Annotated in this window: 15 protein-coding genes; 5 read left to right on the forward strand and 10 right to left on the reverse strand. The window is 53.1% G+C overall.

Annotated elements, in window-relative coordinates; all coding sequences use genetic code 11:
• Positions 1-4: 4 nt before the first annotated feature.
• Positions 5-823 (reverse strand): HMP-PP phosphatase, encoded by an 819-nt coding sequence (cof, locus tag ACOT0L_RS13315; RefSeq protein WP_023299454.1) that lies wholly within the window; start codon positions 821-823, stop codon positions 5-7.
• A 101-nt stretch (positions 824-924) separates the two neighbouring features.
• Between cof and ACOT0L_RS13320 the strand changes: the two genes are divergently transcribed.
• A complete protein-coding gene (locus ACOT0L_RS13320) occupies positions 925-2625 on the forward strand; it encodes an SgrR family transcriptional regulator (protein WP_126503087.1) in 1701 nt (566 codons plus the stop codon).
• Positions 2626-2691: 66 nt separating this feature from the next.
• Positions 2692-3387 carry a 7-cyano-7-deazaguanine synthase QueC gene (queC, locus tag ACOT0L_RS13325; protein WP_022647250.1) on the forward strand — a complete coding sequence of 232 codons (696 nt, stop codon included), beginning with the start codon at positions 2692-2694 and terminating at the stop codon, positions 3385-3387.
• Between the two features lie 62 nt (positions 3388-3449).
• Here the strand turns inward: queC and ACOT0L_RS13330 are convergent, their stop codons facing one another.
• From ACOT0L_RS13330 to bolA, 9 genes are all read right to left on the reverse strand, one after another.
• The gene (locus tag ACOT0L_RS13330; protein WP_017694410.1) at positions 3450-3848 is read right to left on the reverse strand and encodes a YbgC/FadM family acyl-CoA thioesterase; all 399 of its coding nucleotides are present in this window, start codon (positions 3846-3848) and stop codon (positions 3450-3452) included.
• Positions 3849-3945: 97 nt separating this feature from the next.
• Positions 3946-4326: a helix-hairpin-helix domain-containing protein gene (locus tag ACOT0L_RS13335; protein WP_022647249.1), complete on the reverse strand. Its 381-nt coding sequence runs from the start codon at positions 4324-4326 to the stop codon at positions 3946-3948.
• A gap of 148 nt (positions 4327-4474) precedes the next feature.
• Positions 4475-6346, reverse strand: a complete 1872-nt coding sequence (ppiD, locus tag ACOT0L_RS13340; protein WP_023299452.1) for a peptidylprolyl isomerase — start codon at positions 6344-6346, stop codon at positions 4475-4477.
• Positions 6347-6558: 212 nt separating this feature from the next.
• Positions 6559-6831 carry a nucleoid-associated protein HU-beta gene (gene hupB, locus ACOT0L_RS13345; protein ID WP_002444653.1) on the reverse strand — a complete coding sequence of 91 codons (273 nt, stop codon included), beginning with the start codon at positions 6829-6831 and terminating at the stop codon, positions 6559-6561.
• Between the two features lie 210 nt (positions 6832-7041).
• Positions 7042-9396: an endopeptidase La gene (lon, locus tag ACOT0L_RS13350; RefSeq protein ID WP_126503089.1), complete on the reverse strand. Its 2355-nt coding sequence runs from the start codon at positions 9394-9396 to the stop codon at positions 7042-7044.
• A gap of 184 nt (positions 9397-9580) precedes the next feature.
• Positions 9581-10855: an ATP-dependent protease ATP-binding subunit ClpX gene (gene clpX, locus ACOT0L_RS13355; RefSeq protein ID WP_006809879.1), complete on the reverse strand. Its 1275-nt coding sequence runs from the start codon at positions 10853-10855 to the stop codon at positions 9581-9583.
• Positions 10856-10982: 127 nt separating this feature from the next.
• Entirely contained in the window at positions 10983-11606 is a 624-nt protein-coding gene (gene clpP / locus ACOT0L_RS13360) for an ATP-dependent Clp endopeptidase proteolytic subunit ClpP (protein WP_006809880.1), read from the reverse strand.
• A 260-nt stretch (positions 11607-11866) separates the two neighbouring features.
• A complete protein-coding gene (gene tig / locus ACOT0L_RS13365) occupies positions 11867-13165 on the reverse strand; it encodes a trigger factor (RefSeq protein WP_006809881.1) in 1299 nt (432 codons plus the stop codon).
• Between the two features lie 331 nt (positions 13166-13496).
• Entirely contained in the window at positions 13497-13814 is a 318-nt protein-coding gene (gene bolA / locus ACOT0L_RS13370) for a transcriptional regulator BolA (protein ID WP_003859051.1), read from the reverse strand.
• 303 nt (positions 13815-14117) lie between these two features.
• Here bolA and ACOT0L_RS13375 point away from each other — a divergent pair, with 303 nt between their 5' ends.
• From ACOT0L_RS13375 to cyoA, 3 genes are all read left to right on the forward strand, one after another.
• The gene (locus tag ACOT0L_RS13375) at positions 14118-14696 is read left to right on the forward strand and encodes a lipoprotein (protein ID WP_022647246.1); all 579 of its coding nucleotides are present in this window, start codon (positions 14118-14120) and stop codon (positions 14694-14696) included.
• A gap of 45 nt (positions 14697-14741) precedes the next feature.
• Positions 14742-16217: a muropeptide MFS transporter AmpG gene (ampG, locus tag ACOT0L_RS13380; protein WP_022647245.1), complete on the forward strand. Its 1476-nt coding sequence runs from the start codon at positions 14742-14744 to the stop codon at positions 16215-16217.
• A gap of 478 nt (positions 16218-16695) precedes the next feature.
• The gene (gene cyoA, locus ACOT0L_RS13385) at positions 16696-17643 is read left to right on the forward strand and encodes a cytochrome o ubiquinol oxidase subunit II (protein WP_006809886.1); all 948 of its coding nucleotides are present in this window, start codon (positions 16696-16698) and stop codon (positions 17641-17643) included.
• Positions 17644-17646 lie beyond the last annotated feature (3 nt).

Consider the following 17646-nt stretch of genomic DNA (forward strand, 5'->3'; position numbering starts at 1 on the left):
CTCGCTATTCGGGGGAATATGGGAGGTTATTTTTGTCCAGCCAATGCGTCAAAAAATGGGACACCGCTTCGTTACGACAGTGTCCGATAACCGGTAAATGCGGGAGCGCGGCGATAAGTTGCGGCATCGCGTTCCCCATAATCAGACCACGGCCTACGCTGCTCAGCATCTCGTGGTCGTTCATGGCGTCACCAAAGGCCATACAGTCCTGCATCGTCAGCCCCAGACGATCGCTCAGCACCGCCAGCGCAGATCCTTTGTTACAGCCCACCGGCAGCACTTCAAGACAGTCCACCGCCGAGAAGGTCAGGTGCGCCCGGTCGCCCAGCGCCTCGTTAAGCTGAATACGCAGGCGGCAGAGATCGTCGTGATCGCCGCAGAAGCAGATCTTGGTTACCTTGTGTGCCGGAATGCGGCGCAAATCGATGAGCTGATATTTAAAGCCACTGTAAACGTGAGCGTGCAGCAAGGCCGGGATCTCACGCCCGGTAAACCAGCCTTCATCGTTAAAAACATGCACGCTGGCCTGCGTATCCCAGGTGCTGTGCAGGACGATGTCCGCCACTTCCGGATCCAGATCCTGACGGTGCAGCACATCGCCCTCGACGGAGTGAATGCGCGTCCCGTTGCCGGTGATCAGGAACGCATCGAGGGCAAATGTTCCCAGCAGATGGCGCATCTCCAGCACATGACGACCAGTGGCAAACGTCAGGGTGACTTCACGCTCGCGCAGGCGCTTAAGTGTGTTCAGGGTTTTCTCCCCTAAACGGTGATCCGGCATTAACAGCGTGCCGTCCATATCAAATGCAGCGAGCCGAGCCATAATTACTCCCGAAATGTGATGCGGTTAACTTGTGCATCAGTATTACGTGAGATATACGGAAGTAATAGTGAATAGATGATAATTATTGTTCCGGGTTTTTCATGCGCCAGCTTAACCGTCTTAACCAGTATCAGCGTCTGTGGCACCCCTCCGCCGGCGCAACGCAGCAGGTGACCATCAGTGAACTTGCCAGCCGCTGCTTTTGCAGCGAGCGACATGTACGCACCCTGCTGCGCCAGGCGCAGGAGGCGGGCTGGCTAAGCTGGAACGCCCGCTCCGGACGAGGAAAGCGTGGGGAATTACGCTTTCACGTCACCCCGGATTCGTTGCGTAATACGATGATGGAAGAGGCCCTGAAAAGTGGACAGCAGCACAACGCGCTGGAGCTGGCCCAGCTCGCGCCTGAAGATTTGCGATCGCTGCTGCATCCGTTTATGGGCGGGCAATGGCAGAACGATACGCCGACGCTGCGTATTCCCTACTATCGCTCGCTGGAGCCGCTTCAGCCGGGGTTTCTCCCTGGCCGGGCGGAGCAGCATCTGGCGGGACAGGTATTCTCTGGTTTGATGCGTTTTAATGGTAACAGCAGTGAACCCACGGGCGATCTGGCGCATCACTGGGAAGTCTCTGCTGACGGCCTGCGTTGGCATTTCTACATACGCTCCACCCTGCACTGGCATAACGGCGATAAAATAGAGACGGCACAGCTCAGGCAAAGCCTGACGGCGCTGCTATCGCAGCCCGGCATGGACACGCTTTTCCGCAGCGTCTTACGTATCGAAACCACGCATCCGCAAAGCCTGACGTTTATTCTGCATCAACCTGACTATTGGCTGGCGCACAGGCTGGCAACCTACTGTAGCCGTCTGGCGCATCCTGATTACCCCGTGGTGGGCAGCGGTCCCTTTCGGCTGAGCGTTTTTGAGCCTGAACTGGTGCGTCTGGAAAGCCACGAGCAGTATCACCTTGGCCATCCGTTGCTTAAGGCTATCGAGTACTGGATCACGCCCCAGCTTTTTGACTACAGTCTGGGCACCAGCTGTCGCCACCCGGTGCAAATCGCCATTGGCGAGGCCGACGAGCTGACCAGCCTGCGGCTGGTGAGTAACAGCACCAGTCTGGGCTTCTGCTACCTCACGCTGAAACAAAGTCCGCGTCTGAGCGAACTTCAGGCAAAGCGGCTGATTAATATCATTCATCTCTCAACGCTGCTGCACACGCTTCCCCTGAACGAAGGGCTCATCACTCCTACCGAAGAACTGCTTCCCGGCTGGGCGATCCCCCAGTGGACTGATTTAACCGACGTTGTGCTGCCAGAGGCATTGACGCTTGTCTACCACCTGCCGGTTGAGCTTCACACCATGGCCAGCCAGTTAAAAGCATACCTTGCGCGGCAAGGTTGTGAACTGACCGTCATCTTTCACGACGCCAAGACGTGGGACGGTTGCCAGCAGCTTGCCGATGCAGACATCATGATGGGAGACAGACTGATTGGCGAAGCGCCAGCGTATACCCTTGAGCAGTGGCTCCGCTGCGATGCGCTCTGGCCGCATCTGCTGAGCGCACCGGCATACGCCCATTTGCAGGCCACACTGGATGCGGTGCAGACGCAGGCCGACGAACGTGACCGACACGCAGGACTTCAGGCTATCTTCAGCCGATTAATGGAGACAGCCGTCCTGACACCGCTCTTTAACTACCAGTATCAAATCAGCGCGCCTCCGGGGGTCAACGGCATACGCCTTAACACTCGCGGCTGGTTTGACTTCACCGAAGCCTGGCTTCCTCCACCAAACGCGTGAAGAAGCTGGTCGCCGCTTTAGCCAGGCGTTAACATGACGCTTTTACCGTAACTGTCGAGATGATCTATGAAACGTGCCGTCGTCGTGTTCAGCGGAGGACAAGATTCCACAACCTGCCTGATTCAGGCACTTCACCAGTATGATGAAGTGCATTGCGTCACTTTTGATTATGGTCAGCGTCATCGCGCTGAAATCGATGTCGCTCGTGAACTGGCCCTCAAACTGGGCGCCCGCGCTCATAAAGTGCTGGACGTGACGCTGTTAAATGAACTGGCCGTCAGCAGCCTCACCCGCGACAGCATTCCGGTTCCTGATTACGAACCGGATGCCAGCGGCATTCCGAATACCTTCGTACCTGGGCGTAATATTCTCTTCCTGACCCTGACGGCAATCTATGCCTACCAGGTGAAAGCCGAAGCGGTGATCACGGGCGTGTGTGAGACCGACTTCTCTGGCTACCCGGACTGTCGGGATGAATTCGTGAAAGCACTCAATCACGCCGTCGATCTGGGTATGGCAAAAGAGACCCGCTTCGAAACGCCGCTGATGTGGCTGGATAAAGCCGAAACCTGGGCGCTGGCCGACTACTGGGGCAAGCTGGATATCGTTCGCAACGAGACCCTGACCTGCTACAACGGCATTAAAGGGGACGGCTGCGGGCAGTGTGCCGCCTGTAACCTGCGCGCGAACGGTCTGAATCATTATCTTGCGGATAAAGCGGGCGTGATGGCCGCGATGCAGAAAAAGACCGGTCTGAAATAAGGGCGACCTGACCGTACTGTCGAACGGTAAGTGGCGACAGCACGGTTATCCCTGAACATTTTTTACGCGATCATCAGCTCCAGCTTTTCGCGCAACTCCCCTTCCAGCGGCAACGCTTTCTGGGTTTTGAGATCGATACAGACAAAGGTGATCAGCGCATCGGCCACCACCTGCCCTTCTGGCTCAAGCGTGACGACCTGGCTCAATACACCACTTTTGCCATTCAGTTGTTGGACCTCACTGGTCACGGTGAGCACATCCCCCAGCACAGCCGGGCGGCGGTAGTTAATGTTGATGTTGACGACCACAAACGCGATGTTGTGTGCGGTCAGCCACTGGAAGCTTTCGCTGTTCTCCAGGCCATCCCAGCGCGCCTCTTCAAGAAATTCAAGGTAGCGGGCGTTATTGACGTGCTGGTAAACATCGAGGTGATAACCACGGACTTTGATTTGTGTCTGCATAGCGCAATAGCCTTTCGTTGTTATAGGTTCAGAGGTCATAACTGGTATGACCTCTTTATCCTGGCAAATTTTTGCCGCAGTGCAAGTGATTACGCGATTACAGCGTCAGGTGTGCGAGATTGCGCTCAACCAGCGCGCTGCCCATACCCGGCACCTGCTTGAGATCGTCAAGGGTTTTAAAAGGACCGTACTCCTCGCGGTAGCTAACAATGGCCTGGGCTTTTTTAAGTCCCACACCGTTCATCACGCGCGCGAGCTCTTCTGCCGATGCCGAATTGATGCTGACTCGCGTACCGTCATCCTCTGCACTTTTACCGGCCTCAGTCGCTTTTGATTGCGTATGAGCCTGCGCAGCTGAGTCTGTTTTGGTCTGTGCAGCCTGCGCTTTAGCCGAGGGCGACGCCGCCAGCGCGCCCGCACTCATCCCGGAAGTGGCAATAGCCAGTGTAATTAACAGTGCTTTGATTCCACATTTCATGCTGTTTTCTCCTTGTTTGTTGACAGCCACGCCACGATAGCCGTACGAGAAAACAGGGACAAACAGCAGATTGCAGAAATGGAAAAGGCCGCGAAAGCGGCCTTTAGTTTTTGCAGAGCGTTACGAAAATCTGCGAGCAGGTACGTAATTATTGCTCCTGGGTCACCACATCACCCAGCTTGATTTTGGCTTCTTTACGCAGGTTGCTCATCATCGCTTCGAAAGCAATCTGGGCATTATTCTGGGTAATTCCCTGAACCATGGCCTTCTTCTGCGCGTCTGGCAGCGTGCCGGCTTTGACTTCATCCAGCGCCAGAATCACCACGTTACCCTGCATATCGGTCGTGGTGCCAAAGACAGGTTTGTCTTTCGCCGGCAGGCTCAGACCAAACGCCGCCTGGCTGACAGGATCCTGACCGGTACGGCTCAGCGTTTTGGCTTCGCCAAAGTTCAGGCCAGCCGCTTTCAGTGCATCGTTCTTACCGGCTTTCAGATCGGCCAGAATTTTCTCTGCATCCAGTTTTGCCTGCTGTGCCGCTTTGTTGTGTTTGACCAGCGCCACCACCTGATCTTTCACTTCCGCCAGGGGCTTCACTGCCTCGGCTTTGTGCTCGCTGACGCGCAGTACGAACGCACGGTCACCGTCAACGGTAATGATGTCTGAGTTGCTGCCCGGCGTACCGTTCTCACCTACCAGACCACCATTGAAAATGGCATCTGAAACCGGTTTGAAGTTCAGTTCTTCCGGCAGATTTTCATGGCTGAACCAGCCCGTCTCAACCGCTTTCACGCCAGCAGCCTGCTCAGCGCCCGCCAGTGATTCGTTGTCGTTGCTTGCGGCATCGCTCACTTTCTGTTGCAGAGCATAGAAGGCGTCCAGCGCTTTCTCCTGCTTCACTTTCGCAGCGATATCATCACGAACGTCAGCCAGCGGCTTGGTTTTCGCCGCCACGACATCGTCCAGACGCGCCACCAGGAAGCCAACGGAGGATTTGATTACACCAGACAGTTGGCCTTTCTCTTTAAGACCCGCATTTTTCAGCTCGTCCGGGGTAGTGGAATCTTCCAGCCAGCCCATATCACCGCCGTTTTTGGCAGAAATAATGTCGGTGGATTTTGCTTTCGCCACGGTCGCGAAATCAGCGCCTTTGTTCAGCTCGTCCAGCACGGCTTTTGCTTCTGCTTCCGTTTTGGTCTGGATCACGCTGTAACGGTTACGCTGCGGCTGAGTGAACTGATCCTGATGCTGGTCGTAATAAGACTGGATCTCGGCGTCAGTCGCGTTTTTCTGCATCGCGGCAGCATCCAGCTTGATATAGCTTACGCGGAACTGTTCAGGAGAGATGAAGTTGTTCTTGTTTTGCTCGTAGTAAGCGTTAACTTCAGCGTCGCTAACCTGCTGTTTCGCCGCCAGTGCATTGACATCAATCGTCGCTTCACGCACCACGCGTTGCTGCGCTACCAGTGCTGCCAGCGCTTCAGTTTCGCCTTTCAGCATGAAATCGGTGCCCACCACCGCGTTGATCAGCTGTTGCGTGGTCAACTGGTTACGCAGCGCCTGTGCGTACTGGTCAGCCGTCATCCCCATCTGGTTAACAATGCTGTTGTAACGCGCGTTGTCGAACTTCCCATTAGACTGGAAAGCCTGCGTCGAGAAGATGGCTTTTTTAACCTGCTCATCGCTGATGCCCAGACCGAGGCTTTTCGCGTACTGGTCCAGCAGCGCTTCGTCGATAAGGCGGTTCAGCGTCTGCTGACGCAGGTTTTTCATATAGCCTTCGTTGGCTGCAAGTTCAGAGTATTGGTCGCCCAGCTGTTGCTGCATGCGGTTACGTTCACCAGCAAAAGCGTTCTCGAACTGCCCACGGCTAATTTCCTGGCCATTCACTTTTGCGGCGTAGTTCGCGCCACCGCCGATGAGGTAACTACTCACACCGGTCAATATGAACGACACGATAATGATACCGAAAATAATCTTGAGCACGAGACTGTTAGCAGCCGTGCGTAAGCTGTCCATCATGGTGTAACAACACTCCGCTGTAGGTGACTGGTTACCTGACGCTGACGGAAAATCCTGACCGTCGCGCGTAAAGGCGTATTGTGACAAGAAAACAGGGCAATTGTCAGCCCACAACTCGCATAAACTCGCACAAATCAGGTCTGGACAAACAAAAAAGGCACATCAAACGATGCGCCCTTGTACTTTTCAGCTTCCCTGGAGCGGGAAAGCAATCAATTTACTGCGTCTTTCAGCGCCTTACCTGCACGGAAACCCGGCACTTTAGCGGCAGCAATGGTGATCTCTTTACCGGTCTGCGGGTTGCGGCCAGTACGGGCAGCACGCTCTTTAACCGCAAAAGTACCGAAGCCTACCAGTGCAACGTCGTCCCCAGCTTGCAGAGATTCAGTAACAGAAGCAATTAAAGCATCTAAAGCACGTCCAGCTGCAGCTTTAGAAATATCAGCACCCGCAGCAATTTTGTCAATCAGTTGAGATTTATTCACTGTTCTCTTCCTCTCTTTATAATTTATATCGCACCTGAATCCTTCACAGCGCGACCGCGCAGCAGTTATATCAGTCCTGCTATGACCTTACAACACCCGTTGTTGATGGCTAACCCAATCAGCAATCTAAATTAGCTATACAAAAAAAGGCTGGCAAGTACGAAATGACTTACCAGCCTTGTTTTTATTAGCGCTCTTTGCGCGAGGTCACTATTTTGCGGTTACAACCTGCATTCCGGACGGTTCATTTTGCAGTGCGAGAGTCAGAACTTCCTCAATGCGTTTCACCGGATGGATCTGCAAATCGGCAATAACGTTGTCCGGAATCTCTTCCAGATCGCGTTTATTCTCGTAAGGAATCAATACGGCTTTGATCCCACCACGGTGTGCCGCCAGCAGTTTTTCTTTTAACCCACCGATGGGCAGTACCTGACCACGCAGCGTAATTTCACCAGTCATGGCCACATCAGCACGGACCGGGTTCCCCGTCAGGCAGGAAACCAGCGCCGTACACATAGCAATACCCGCGCTTGGGCCATCTTTCGGCGTCGCCCCTTCCGGAACGTGAACGTGAATGTCGCGTTTTTCGTAGAAATCCGGGTTGATACCCAGTTTTTCCGCGCGCGCACGCACCACGGTCAACGCTGCCTGGATGGACTCCTGCATCACTTCACCGAGCGAGCCAGTGTAGGTCAGCTTGCCTTTACCCGGTACACAGGCGGTTTCAATGGTCAGCAGATCGCCACCCACTTCCGTCCACGCCAGTCCAGTCACCTGACCAACGCGGTTTTCGTTGTCCGCACGGCCATAGTCGAAGCGCTGAACGCCGAGGTAAGCATGCAGATTGTCGCCGTTAATCACGATGTGCTTCAGGCTCTTATCCAGCAGCAGCTGCTTAACCGCCTTACGGCACAGTTTAGAGATCTCACGCTCAAGGCTACGCACGCCCGCTTCACGGGTGTAGTAACGAATAATGCCGACAATAGCGCTGTCCTCAACGGTCAGCTCGTTAGCTTTCAGCGCGTTACGCTCAATCTGCTTCGGCAGCAGGTGCTGCTTAGCAATGTTCAGCTTCTCGTCTTCGGTATAACCGGACAGACGGATCACTTCCATACGGTCCAGCAGCGGTGCCGGAATGTTCATGGAATTCGACGTCGCCACGAACATCACATCGCTCAGGTCGTAATCGACTTCCAGGTAGTGATCGCTGAACGCCACGTTCTGCTCTGGATCAAGCACTTCCAGCAGCGCCGACGCCGGATCGCCACGCATGTCCGAAGACATTTTGTCGATCTCGTCGAGGAGGAACAGCGGGTTTTTGACGCCCACTTTCGCCATCTTCTGGATCAGCTTGCCCGGCATAGAACCGATATAGGTACGGCGGTGACCGCGGATTTCCGCTTCATCACGCACGCCGCCCAGCGCCATACGGATGTACTTACGTCCGGTCGCTTTGGCGATGGACTGGCCCAGAGAGGTTTTACCCACCCCTGGAGGCCCTACCAGGCACAAGATTGGACCTTTGATTTTGTTCACCCGGCTCTGTACCGCGAGGTACTCAAGAATGCGGTCTTTCACACGTTCCAGGCCATAGTGGTCGGTATCGAGGATTTCCTGTGCCTGACGCAGGTCTTTTTTGACCTTGCTGCGGGCATTCCATGGAACCTGAACCATCCACTCAATGTAGCCGCGTACAACGGTCGCTTCCGCCGACATCGGAGACATCATTTTCAGCTTCTGCAACTCAGCTTCGGCTTTCTCTTTCGCCTCTTTCGGCATCTTCGCCGCGTCGATCTTACGCTTCAGCGCTTCGTTTTCATCCGGCGCATCGTCCATCTCGCCGAGCTCTTTCTGAATGGCTTTCATTTGCTCGTTCAGATAGTACTCACGCTGCGATTTTTCCATCTGCTTTTTGACGCGGTTGCGAATGCGCTTCTCAACCTGGAGCAGATCGATCTCAGACTCCATCATCGCCATCAGGTATTCCAGACGTTCGTTAACGTCGGACATTTCCAGCACGGACTGTTTGTCAGCCAGCTTCAGCGGCATGTGCGCAGCGATGGTATCCGCCAGACGTGCAGGATCGTCGATGCTGTTCAGCGACGTCAGCACTTCAGGTGGGATTTTCTTGTTCAGCTTGATGTAGCCTTCAAACTGGCTGATCGCGGTGCGTACCAGCACTTCCTGCTCGCGCTCATCAAGTTCCGGTGAATCAAGGTACTCTGCCTTCGCAGAGAAGTGCTCGCCATCGTCTGACAGAGTGGTAATACGCGCGCGCTGTAAGCCTTCCACCAGCACCTTCACGGTGCCGTCTGGCAGCTTCAGCATCTGCAAAATAGAGGCCACGGTCCCGACGGTGAAAAGATCGTTTACACCCGGCTCATCCGTTGATGCTTCCTTCTGCGCAACCAACATGATTTTTTTATCATGATCCATGGCGGCTTCGAGGCAACGGATAGATTTTTCCCGCCCTACAAATAAGGGTATGACCATGTGCGGATAAACCACCACATCGCGCAACGGCAATACGGGGATTTCAATGCGTTCAGAACGCTCAGGATTCATAGAGCTCTCTCTTAGTTTAGTGTCCGCCAGGTAAACTGGTCATGTAACTGTGCTTCACACAACCATTAACATGTAATCCAGTATATGGGGATGTTTCCCATACATTCAACGCCATGAATACGGAAAAAGTAAAGGGGAGATAAAATCCCCCCTTTTTGATTAACTGATTGTATGAAATGGTGAATTATTCGCCAGATGCCTGCTGCGCTTCCGGTTTACCGTAAATCAGTAACGGCTTGGTCTGGCCACCAATGACGGACTCGTCGATCACGACTTTTTCGACATCTTCCATAGAAGGAAGATCGTACATCGTGTCGAGCAATGCTGCTTCCACGATAGAACGCAGGCCACGGGCACCGGTTTTACGCGCCATCGCTTTCTTGGCAATCGCGTCCAGTGCTTCGTCACGGAATTCCAGCTCAACGCCTTCCAGATTAAACAGCGCCTGATACTGCTTGGTCAGCGCGTTTTTCGGCTCTTTCAGGATCTGAATCAGCGCGTCTTCGCTCAGTTCGTTCAGGGTCGCCACAACCGGCAGACGGCCGATAAATTCCGGAATCAAACCAAATTTGATCAGATCCTCCGGTTCAACCTGCGCCAGCAGCTGGCCTTCGTTTGGTTTTTCAGACGTAGCTTTCACCGTTGCGCCAAAACCAATGCCGGAGCCGGTTTCCACACGGTGAGAGATCACTTTATCCAGGCCTGCAAACGCACCACCACAGATAAACAGGATCTTGGAGGTATCAACCTGCAAGAATTCCTGCTGCGGATGTTTACGCCCACCCTGCGGTGGAACAGCCGCAACCGTACCTTCAATCAGCTTCAGGAGCGCCTGCTGCACGCCTTCGCCCGAGACGTCACGGGTGATGGATGGGTTGTCTGATTTACGGGAGATTTTGTCAATCTCATCGATATAGACGATCCCGCGCTGGGCTTTCTGTACGTCGTAATCGCACTTCTGGAGCAGCTTCTGGATAATATTTTCAACGTCTTCACCCACATAACCGGCTTCGGTCAGGGTGGTGGCATCCGCCATGGTGAACGGAACATCCAGCAGGCGCGCCAGCGTTTCCGCCAGCAACGTTTTACCGGAACCCGTAGGCCCGATCAGCAGAATGTTACTTTTGCCCAGTTCCACGCCATTGCTGGTATCGCCGTTACGCAGACGCTTGTAGTGGTTGTATACCGCCACCGCCAGCACTTTTTTCGCCTGCTCCTGACCAATGACATAGTCGTCCAGGTGGTGGCGAATCTCGTGTGGCGTTGGTAACGCGCTGCGCTCACGGTGCGGCGCGACTTCTTTAATCTCTTCGCGAATGATGTCGTTACATAAATCGACGCATTCGTCGCAGATATACACGGACGGCCCGGCAATCAGTTTACGCACTTCATGCTGGCTTTTGCCGCAAAAAGAGCAGTACAGCAGTTTGCCCGAACCATCTTTGCGTTTATCTGTCATGAGTCCAAACCTCTTTTTAAGTTCTATGTGCCGCACATGACGACGCAAATGCCATACTCAGACGCAAGCTGCTTACAGGCAACGTGCCGCCCTAAATTAGTATAGCGGCACACTCGCGTCGCGGGCATCAATTACGATGGGTCAAAATGGAGTCGACTAAGCCGTACTCAACTGCCTCTGGTGCAGACAGGAAGCGATCGCGCTCGGTATCGCGCTCGATCTGCTCGAGTGGTTGACCCGTATGCTGCGCCATAAGTTCATTCATGCGCGCTTTTACTTTCAGAATTTCTCGGGCGTGGATTTCAATATCCGTCGCCTGGCCCTGGTAACCACCCAGCGGCTGGTGAATCATCACGCGGGAGTTAGGCAGGCAGAAACGCTTACCTTTCGCCCCTGCGGTTAACAGGAAAGCCCCCATGGACGCTGCCTGTCCCATACAGATGGTGCTGACATCCGGCTTGATGAATTGCATGGTGTCATAAATAGACATGCCCGCCGTAATCACACCGCCCGGCGAGTTGATGTACAGGTAAATGTCTTTTTCCGGGTTTTCCGCTTCCAGGAACAGCATCTGCGCCACGATCAGGTTAGCCATATGGTCTTCCACCTGGCCGGTCAGAAAGATAACGCGTTCCTTGAGCAGACGGGAATAGATATCGAAAGATCGCTCACCGCGTGAGGTCTGTTCAATAACCATTGGCACCAGCGCCATATGGGGTGCAAAGTTATCTCGTTCGCCACTGTATGACATTTCCGTCTCCTGGTTCAAAATTGAAAACACCTGCTGTACTGATTGTAACCTTATGGACGGATTATCAGCCAGTCTCAATCATCGTGATTACATACTAATGGGGGTCGCCATGCCCTATTTCAAGCATAACAACGTTTTGTTGTAACGCTAACACTGAAAGGGCGTTTTAGCACCCTTCCAGGACTAAAGCTGTGATAAAAAAAACCCGTCGCCGGAGGGCAACGGGTTTTTTGTTCAAACTTTAAACCGTTGGGGCGAAATTACGCCTGCTGGTTCATCAGTTCGGTGAAAGAGGTCTCTTTTTCGGTTACTTTCGCTTTCGCCAGTACCGCTTCAACAGCCTGCTCTTCCAGTGCAACGTTGCGCATGTTGTCCATCAGCTCTTTGTTCTTACCGTAGAACTCGATCACTTCTGATGGATCTTCGTATGCAGAAGCCATCTCTTCGATCAGGCCTTTCACACGCTCTTCGTCAGCTTTCAGCTCGTGGGTACGAATCACTTCGCCCAGCAGCAGGCCAACAACAACGCGACGTTTCGCTTGCTCTTCGAACAGCTCGCGTGGCAGTTCCATCGCTTGCTGCTGGTTGCCACCGAAGCGCTGTGCAGCCTGACGGCGCAGAACGTCGATTTCGCTGTCGATCAGGGCAGCAGGAACGTCGATGTCGTTCGCTTTCACCAGACCTTCAATCGCCTGAGACTTCACGCGGTTACGTACAGCGCCGTTCAGCTCGCGCTCCATGTTTTTACGCACTTCAGCACGCAGACCCGCAACAGAACCATCTTCCACGCCGAAACGCTTGATGAATTCTTCAGTCAGTTCTGGCAGTTCGCGCTCTTCAACTTTCTTCAGGTTGATGACGAACTTCGCTGCTTTACCTTTCAGGTTTTCAGCGTGGTATTCTTCAGGGAAGGTCACGTCGATGGTGAACTCTTCGCCTGCTTTGTGGCCTTTGATACCGTCTTCGAAGCCTGGGATCATACGACCCTGGCCCATCGCCAGTACGAAATCAGACGCTTTACCGCCTTCGAACTCTTCGCCGTCTACTGAACCGGTGAAGTCGATGGTTACGCGGTCTTCCGCGTCAACAGCGCCTTCTTTCTCTTTCCAGTTCGCCTGCTGCTTACGCAGGGTATCCAGCATGCCGTCAACGTCTTCGTCAGTCACGGAAACGATCGGTTTTTCAACTTCGATTGATTCCAGACCTTTCAGCTCAACTTCCGGGTACACTTCGAACTCTACGGAATAGGTGAAGTCTTCGCCCTGCTTGTATTCACCTGGAACGTAGTTTGGCGCGCCGGCTGGATTGATTTTTTCTTTGATGATCGCGTCGATAAAGTTGCGGCTCATCAGTTCACCCAGCACATCCTGACGCACGGAAGCGCCATAACGCTGAGCAACAACATTCATTGGTACTTTGCCCTTGCGGAAGCCGTCAATACGTACTTTTTTTGCTACGTTGACCAGCTCGCTTTTCACAGCAGTTTCGATGCTGTCAGCAGCGATAGTAATCGTTACACGGCGGCCAAGGCCTTGAGTGGTTTCAACTGAAACTTGCATCTTGTTACCTCAAAAAAATCACAGTGCTCGGTCAACTCTGAATCTGTCTGTTATACCGGGATGCTCTCTTATGTGCAGATTCACATTCCCTGTCGCCAGAATCATCCCGAAGACATTCAATAAGACGCGGCATTATAGCGGCATCACTTAGGTGAGTCGAGAACGGTTGGAGCATGTTGCTGCGGCTTTTTTCACACTTTAAGGCTATTTTTAGCCTTAAAAACGCGCCATCCGCTCAAAACTCAGACAAAACAAAACGGCCCGAAGGCCGTTTTGACGAAATCTGTAAGCAACATACTGGAAAAACTCCGGCGGTTGCAAATCCGATTTATCAGGCGATTGTGCCTGCACCCCGACAAGGCGGTGATGCGAATACCGTATCCTGCAGCCCTTCCCATTCCTTAATGGTGTAGGTATGCAGCGCCAGCGCATGTACGGTTGTGGAGAGTTCTTCCGTCAAGGTGCTGTAGATCAAGCGGTGTCGGTTCAGGAAACGTTCTCCCGTGAAGCGATCGCTGACCAGAACCACTTTGAAGTGGCTTTCAGAACCTGCCGGCACGTTATGACGATAGCTTTCGTCGACAACTTCGAGAAACACAGGGTTGAACGCTGCCCTTAATTTTTCTTCTATCTGTTCACGTATCATCATGAAATCACTCCTCCGACAACGCTAAGATGTCACCCATCCCTTTAAATATTAGCCGCTTTTACCGGTTCCATTACACCGTGACAACAAATATTTAGCTTTCGTCTGATTTTCTCATCCAAACGGATGAAGTTCACTATGAGGTTCATACGTTTTGTCATTTACAGGTAGAGAAAAGCGGAAAGGTGGTCAGTTTTCGGACAAGGCGATGAATTTACATGCGTTGACCACTTCCCCTGGCCGTTGGCGATGTTATGATGGCGGCAATTTTTCTCTCTTTGCTTACGATTCGTTGAGAACCCGAAAATGTTAAAAAAAATCTTCTTTCCGTTGGTAGCACTCTTTATGCTCGCCGGTTGCGCAACCCCGCCGACGACCATTGACGTTTCACCAAAAATTACCCTGCCTCAGCAGGATCCAAGCCTGATGGGCGTGACGGTCAGCATTAATGGCGCCGATCAGCGTCAGGACCAGGCGCTGGCGAAAGTGACTCGCGACAACCAGCAGGTTACGCTGACCGCTTCCCGCGACCTGCGCTTCCTGTTGCAGGAAGTACTGGAAAAACAGATGACCTCCCGTGGCTACATGATTGGCCCAAGCGGCGCGGTTGATCTGCAAATCATCGTGAACAACCTGTACGCTGACGTCTCTCAGGGTAACGTTCGCTACAACATTGCGACCAAAGCCGATATCTCCATCATCGCTACCGCGAAGAACGGCAACAAGATGAACAAAAACTACCGTGCAAGCTATTCCGTTGAAGGCGCATTCCAGGCCTCCAACAAAAATATCGCTAACGCGGTTAACAGCGTGCTGACTGACACCATTGCCGACATGGCACAGGACACCAGCATTCACGACTTCATCAAGCAGAACGCACGTTAATCCTGCTGACTGACCCGGTGCTTCACCGGGTCAGTTCATAAGAACATGTCCAGTCACTACTTACGCATTTTCCAGCAACCGAAATCAGCTATTCTGCTGATCCTGGGTTTCGCCTCCGGTTTACCCCTTGCGCTCACCTCCGGCACGTTACAGGCGTGGATGACGGTTGAGAACATCGATCTTAAAACCATTGGTTTCTTCTCGCTCGTCGGCCAGGCTTACGTCTTTAAGTTCCTGTGGTCGCCAGTGATGGATCGCTATACCCCACCGTTCCTCGGGCGCCGTCGCGGCTGGTTAGTAATGACGCAGGTGCTGCTGTTGCTCGCCATTGCCGCAATGGGTTTCCTTGAACCGTCAACGCAGCTGCGCTGGATGGCCGCGCTTGCGGTGGTCATCGCCTTCTGCTCCGCCTCGCAGGACATTGTTTTTGACGCCTGGAAAACGGACGTCCTGCCAGCGGAAGAGCGTGGCGCCGGTGCGGCAATCAGCGTGCTCGGCTACCGCCTGGGTATGCTGGTTTCCGGCGGACTCGCACTGTGGCTTGCTGACCGCTATCTCGGCTGGCAGGGCATGTACTGGCTGATGGCCGCACTGCTGATCCCCTGCATTATTGCCACTCTGTTCGCGCCTGAACCGAGCGATGTGATCCCGGTTCCACGCTCGCTGGAGCAGGCCGTCGCCGCACCGCTGCGCGACTTCTTTGGTCGCAATAATGCCTGGCTGATCCTGCTGCTTATTGTCCTTTATAAGCTTGGCGACGCTTTCGCCATGAGTCTGACCACTACCTTCCTGATCCGCGGCGTCGGGTTTGATGCGGGCGAGGTCGGCGTGGTGAACAAAACCCTGGGTCTGTTTGCCACGATTGTCGGCGCGCTGTACGGCGGCGTATTGATGCAGCGCCTGACGCTGTTCCGCGCTCTGCTGATATTTGGCATACTTCAGGGCGCATCGAATGCCGGTTACTGGCTGCTGTCGATCACCGACAAGAATATGATCAGTATGGGGACGGCGGTATTCTTTGAGAACCTGTGCGGCGGTATGGGCACTGCGGCATTTGTCGCCCTGCTGATGACGCTGTGCAATAAGTCATTTTCCGCTACCCAGTTTGCGCTGCTCTCTGCCCTTTCCGCCGTCGGGCGCGTATACGTTGGCCCCGTCGCGGGCTGGTTTGTTGAAGCCTACGGTTGGCCGACCTTTTATCTCTTCTCGGTGGTGGCGGCCGTGCCGGGGATTTTATTGCTGCTGGTCTGTCGCCAGACGCTGGAATATACCCAGCGGACGGAACACTTCATGCCGCGCACGGAATATCACGCTGCCTATCGGTTTGCCCTGCGTCTGCTAATGGCAGGTTGTCTTGCCCTGGTAGGGTGGCTCACGGTGCTCATCATGAATGCGACTACCGACTTGTCACTTCCTTTTGAAACCCTTCTGCTTGATGCAGGTGTGTTTCTCGCCCTGGCGGGGATCCTGACGGGTGGGATGCTGGATTTCATGTCATTACGAAAGACGCAGATGACATGAAGTAAAAAGCGAAAGGTTATTTCCCGTTGTAATAACAGCCCGAAATTATAACGGTGAAATAACCGCCATCGACAAAAAAAATATTTGTTGTTTTGTGCGGGATAGCATTCGGAAATTATTGGAGCTTATTTCGCTACGCTATTTTTCATTAAACGATTCAGCATTCGAAACATTGAATTTTCGTTTTTTAGTTGTCTTTTTATTGATAATTAATTGTTAACTAATTGTGTGTTTTTCGCAATGGTTATACCAATTGTCCCTTTTGCGATATGCTGGGGCACCCTTTCGTTATAACGCCCACTCCGTGCGGCTTCCGTCTGGAAACGCGACATAATTTGCAACACTTGTGACATGTGCGGCAGAACCCAGTAACACCTTCCTGACACAGGGCTAATGATGTTTACAGTAATGTAACCTTCCCGTAAAATGCCCCCACACTTTAAACGCCACCAGACTCCCGTGGAATTGAGGTCGTTAAATGAGACTCAGGAAATACAATAAAAGTTTGGGATGGTTGTCATTATTCGCAGGCACTGTATTACTCAGTGGCTGCGATTCTGCACTACTAGACCCCAAAGGACAGATTGGACTGGAACAACGTTCATTGATACTGACGGCTTTTGGCCTGATGTTGATTGTGGTTATTCCTGCCATCTTGATGGCTGTTGGTTTCGCCTGGAAGTATCGTGCGAGCAATAAAGATGCGAAGTATAGCCCTAACTGGTCACACTCCAATAAAGTGGAAGCTGTGGTCTGGACGGTACCTATTCTGATCATCCTGTTCCTTGCTGTACTGACCTGGAAAACCACTCACGCACTTGAGCCGAGCAAACCGCTGGTTCACGATGAAAAACCCATTACCATTGAAGTGGTCTCCATGGACTGGAAATGGTTCTTCATCTATCCAGAACAGGGCATTGCTACCGTGAATGAAATCGCCTTCCCGGCGAACACTCCGGTTCAGTTCAAAGTGACCTCCAACTCCGTAATGAACTCCTTCTTCATCCCACGTCTGGGCAGCCAGATTTACGCGATGGCCGGTATGCAGACTAACCTGCATCTGATTGCGAATGAAGCAGGCACCTACGACGGTATCTCCGCCAGCTATAGTGGCCCGGGCTTCTCGGGTATGAAGTTCAAAGCTATCGCTACGCCAGACCGCGCGACTTTCGACCAGTGGGTTGCAAAAGCGAAGCAGTCTCCAAACACCATGTCTGACATGGCGGCGTTCGAAAAAGTGGCTGCACCTAGCGAATACAACAAGGTGGAGTACTTCTCTAACGTGAAACCGAATCTGTTCAAAGATGTTATTGGCAAATTTATGGATCACGGCATGAGCATGGACATGACCCAGCCTGAAGGCGAGCACAACACGCACCAGGGTATGGAAGGCATGGACATGAGCCACGCGGAAACCGCTCACTAAGGG

This window comes from Enterobacter cloacae complex sp. XAL002 (genome assembly GCF_049236805.1).
Taxonomy (GTDB): Bacteria; Pseudomonadota; Gammaproteobacteria; order Enterobacterales; family Enterobacteriaceae; genus Enterobacter; species Enterobacter intestinihominis.

Excerpts from the sequence above, each read along its gene's own strand:
- cof (WP_023299454.1), bottom strand. The coding sequence starts at position 823 with ATGGCTCGGCTCGCTGCATTTGATATGGACGGCACGCTGTTAATGCCG.
- ACOT0L_RS13320 (WP_126503087.1), top strand. The coding sequence starts at position 925 with ATGCGCCAGCTTAACCGTCTTAACCAGTATCAGCGTCTGTGGCACCCC.
- queC (WP_022647250.1), top strand. The coding sequence starts at position 2,692 with ATGAAACGTGCCGTCGTCGTGTTCAGCGGAGGACAAGATTCCACAACC.
- ACOT0L_RS13330 (WP_017694410.1), bottom strand. The coding sequence starts at position 3,848 with ATGCAGACACAAATCAAAGTCCGTGGTTATCACCTCGATGTTTACCAG.
- ACOT0L_RS13335 (WP_022647249.1), bottom strand. The coding sequence starts at position 4,326 with ATGAAATGTGGAATCAAAGCACTGTTAATTACACTGGCTATTGCCACT.
- ppiD (WP_023299452.1), bottom strand. The coding sequence starts at position 6,346 with ATGATGGACAGCTTACGCACGGCTGCTAACAGTCTCGTGCTCAAGATT.
- lon (WP_126503089.1), bottom strand. The coding sequence starts at position 9,396 with ATGAATCCTGAGCGTTCTGAACGCATTGAAATCCCCGTATTGCCGTTG.
- clpX (WP_006809879.1), bottom strand. The coding sequence starts at position 10,855 with ATGACAGATAAACGCAAAGATGGTTCGGGCAAACTGCTGTACTGCTCT.
- clpP (WP_006809880.1), bottom strand. The coding sequence starts at position 11,606 with ATGTCATACAGTGGCGAACGAGATAACTTTGCACCCCATATGGCGCTG.
- tig (WP_006809881.1), bottom strand. The coding sequence starts at position 13,165 with ATGCAAGTTTCAGTTGAAACCACTCAAGGCCTTGGCCGCCGTGTAACG.
- bolA (WP_003859051.1), bottom strand. The coding sequence starts at position 13,814 with ATGATGATACGTGAACAGATAGAAGAAAAATTAAGGGCAGCGTTCAAC.
- ACOT0L_RS13375 (WP_022647246.1), top strand. The coding sequence starts at position 14,118 with ATGTTAAAAAAAATCTTCTTTCCGTTGGTAGCACTCTTTATGCTCGCC.
- ampG (WP_022647245.1), top strand. The coding sequence starts at position 14,742 with ATGTCCAGTCACTACTTACGCATTTTCCAGCAACCGAAATCAGCTATT.
- cyoA (WP_006809886.1), top strand. The coding sequence starts at position 16,696 with ATGAGACTCAGGAAATACAATAAAAGTTTGGGATGGTTGTCATTATTC.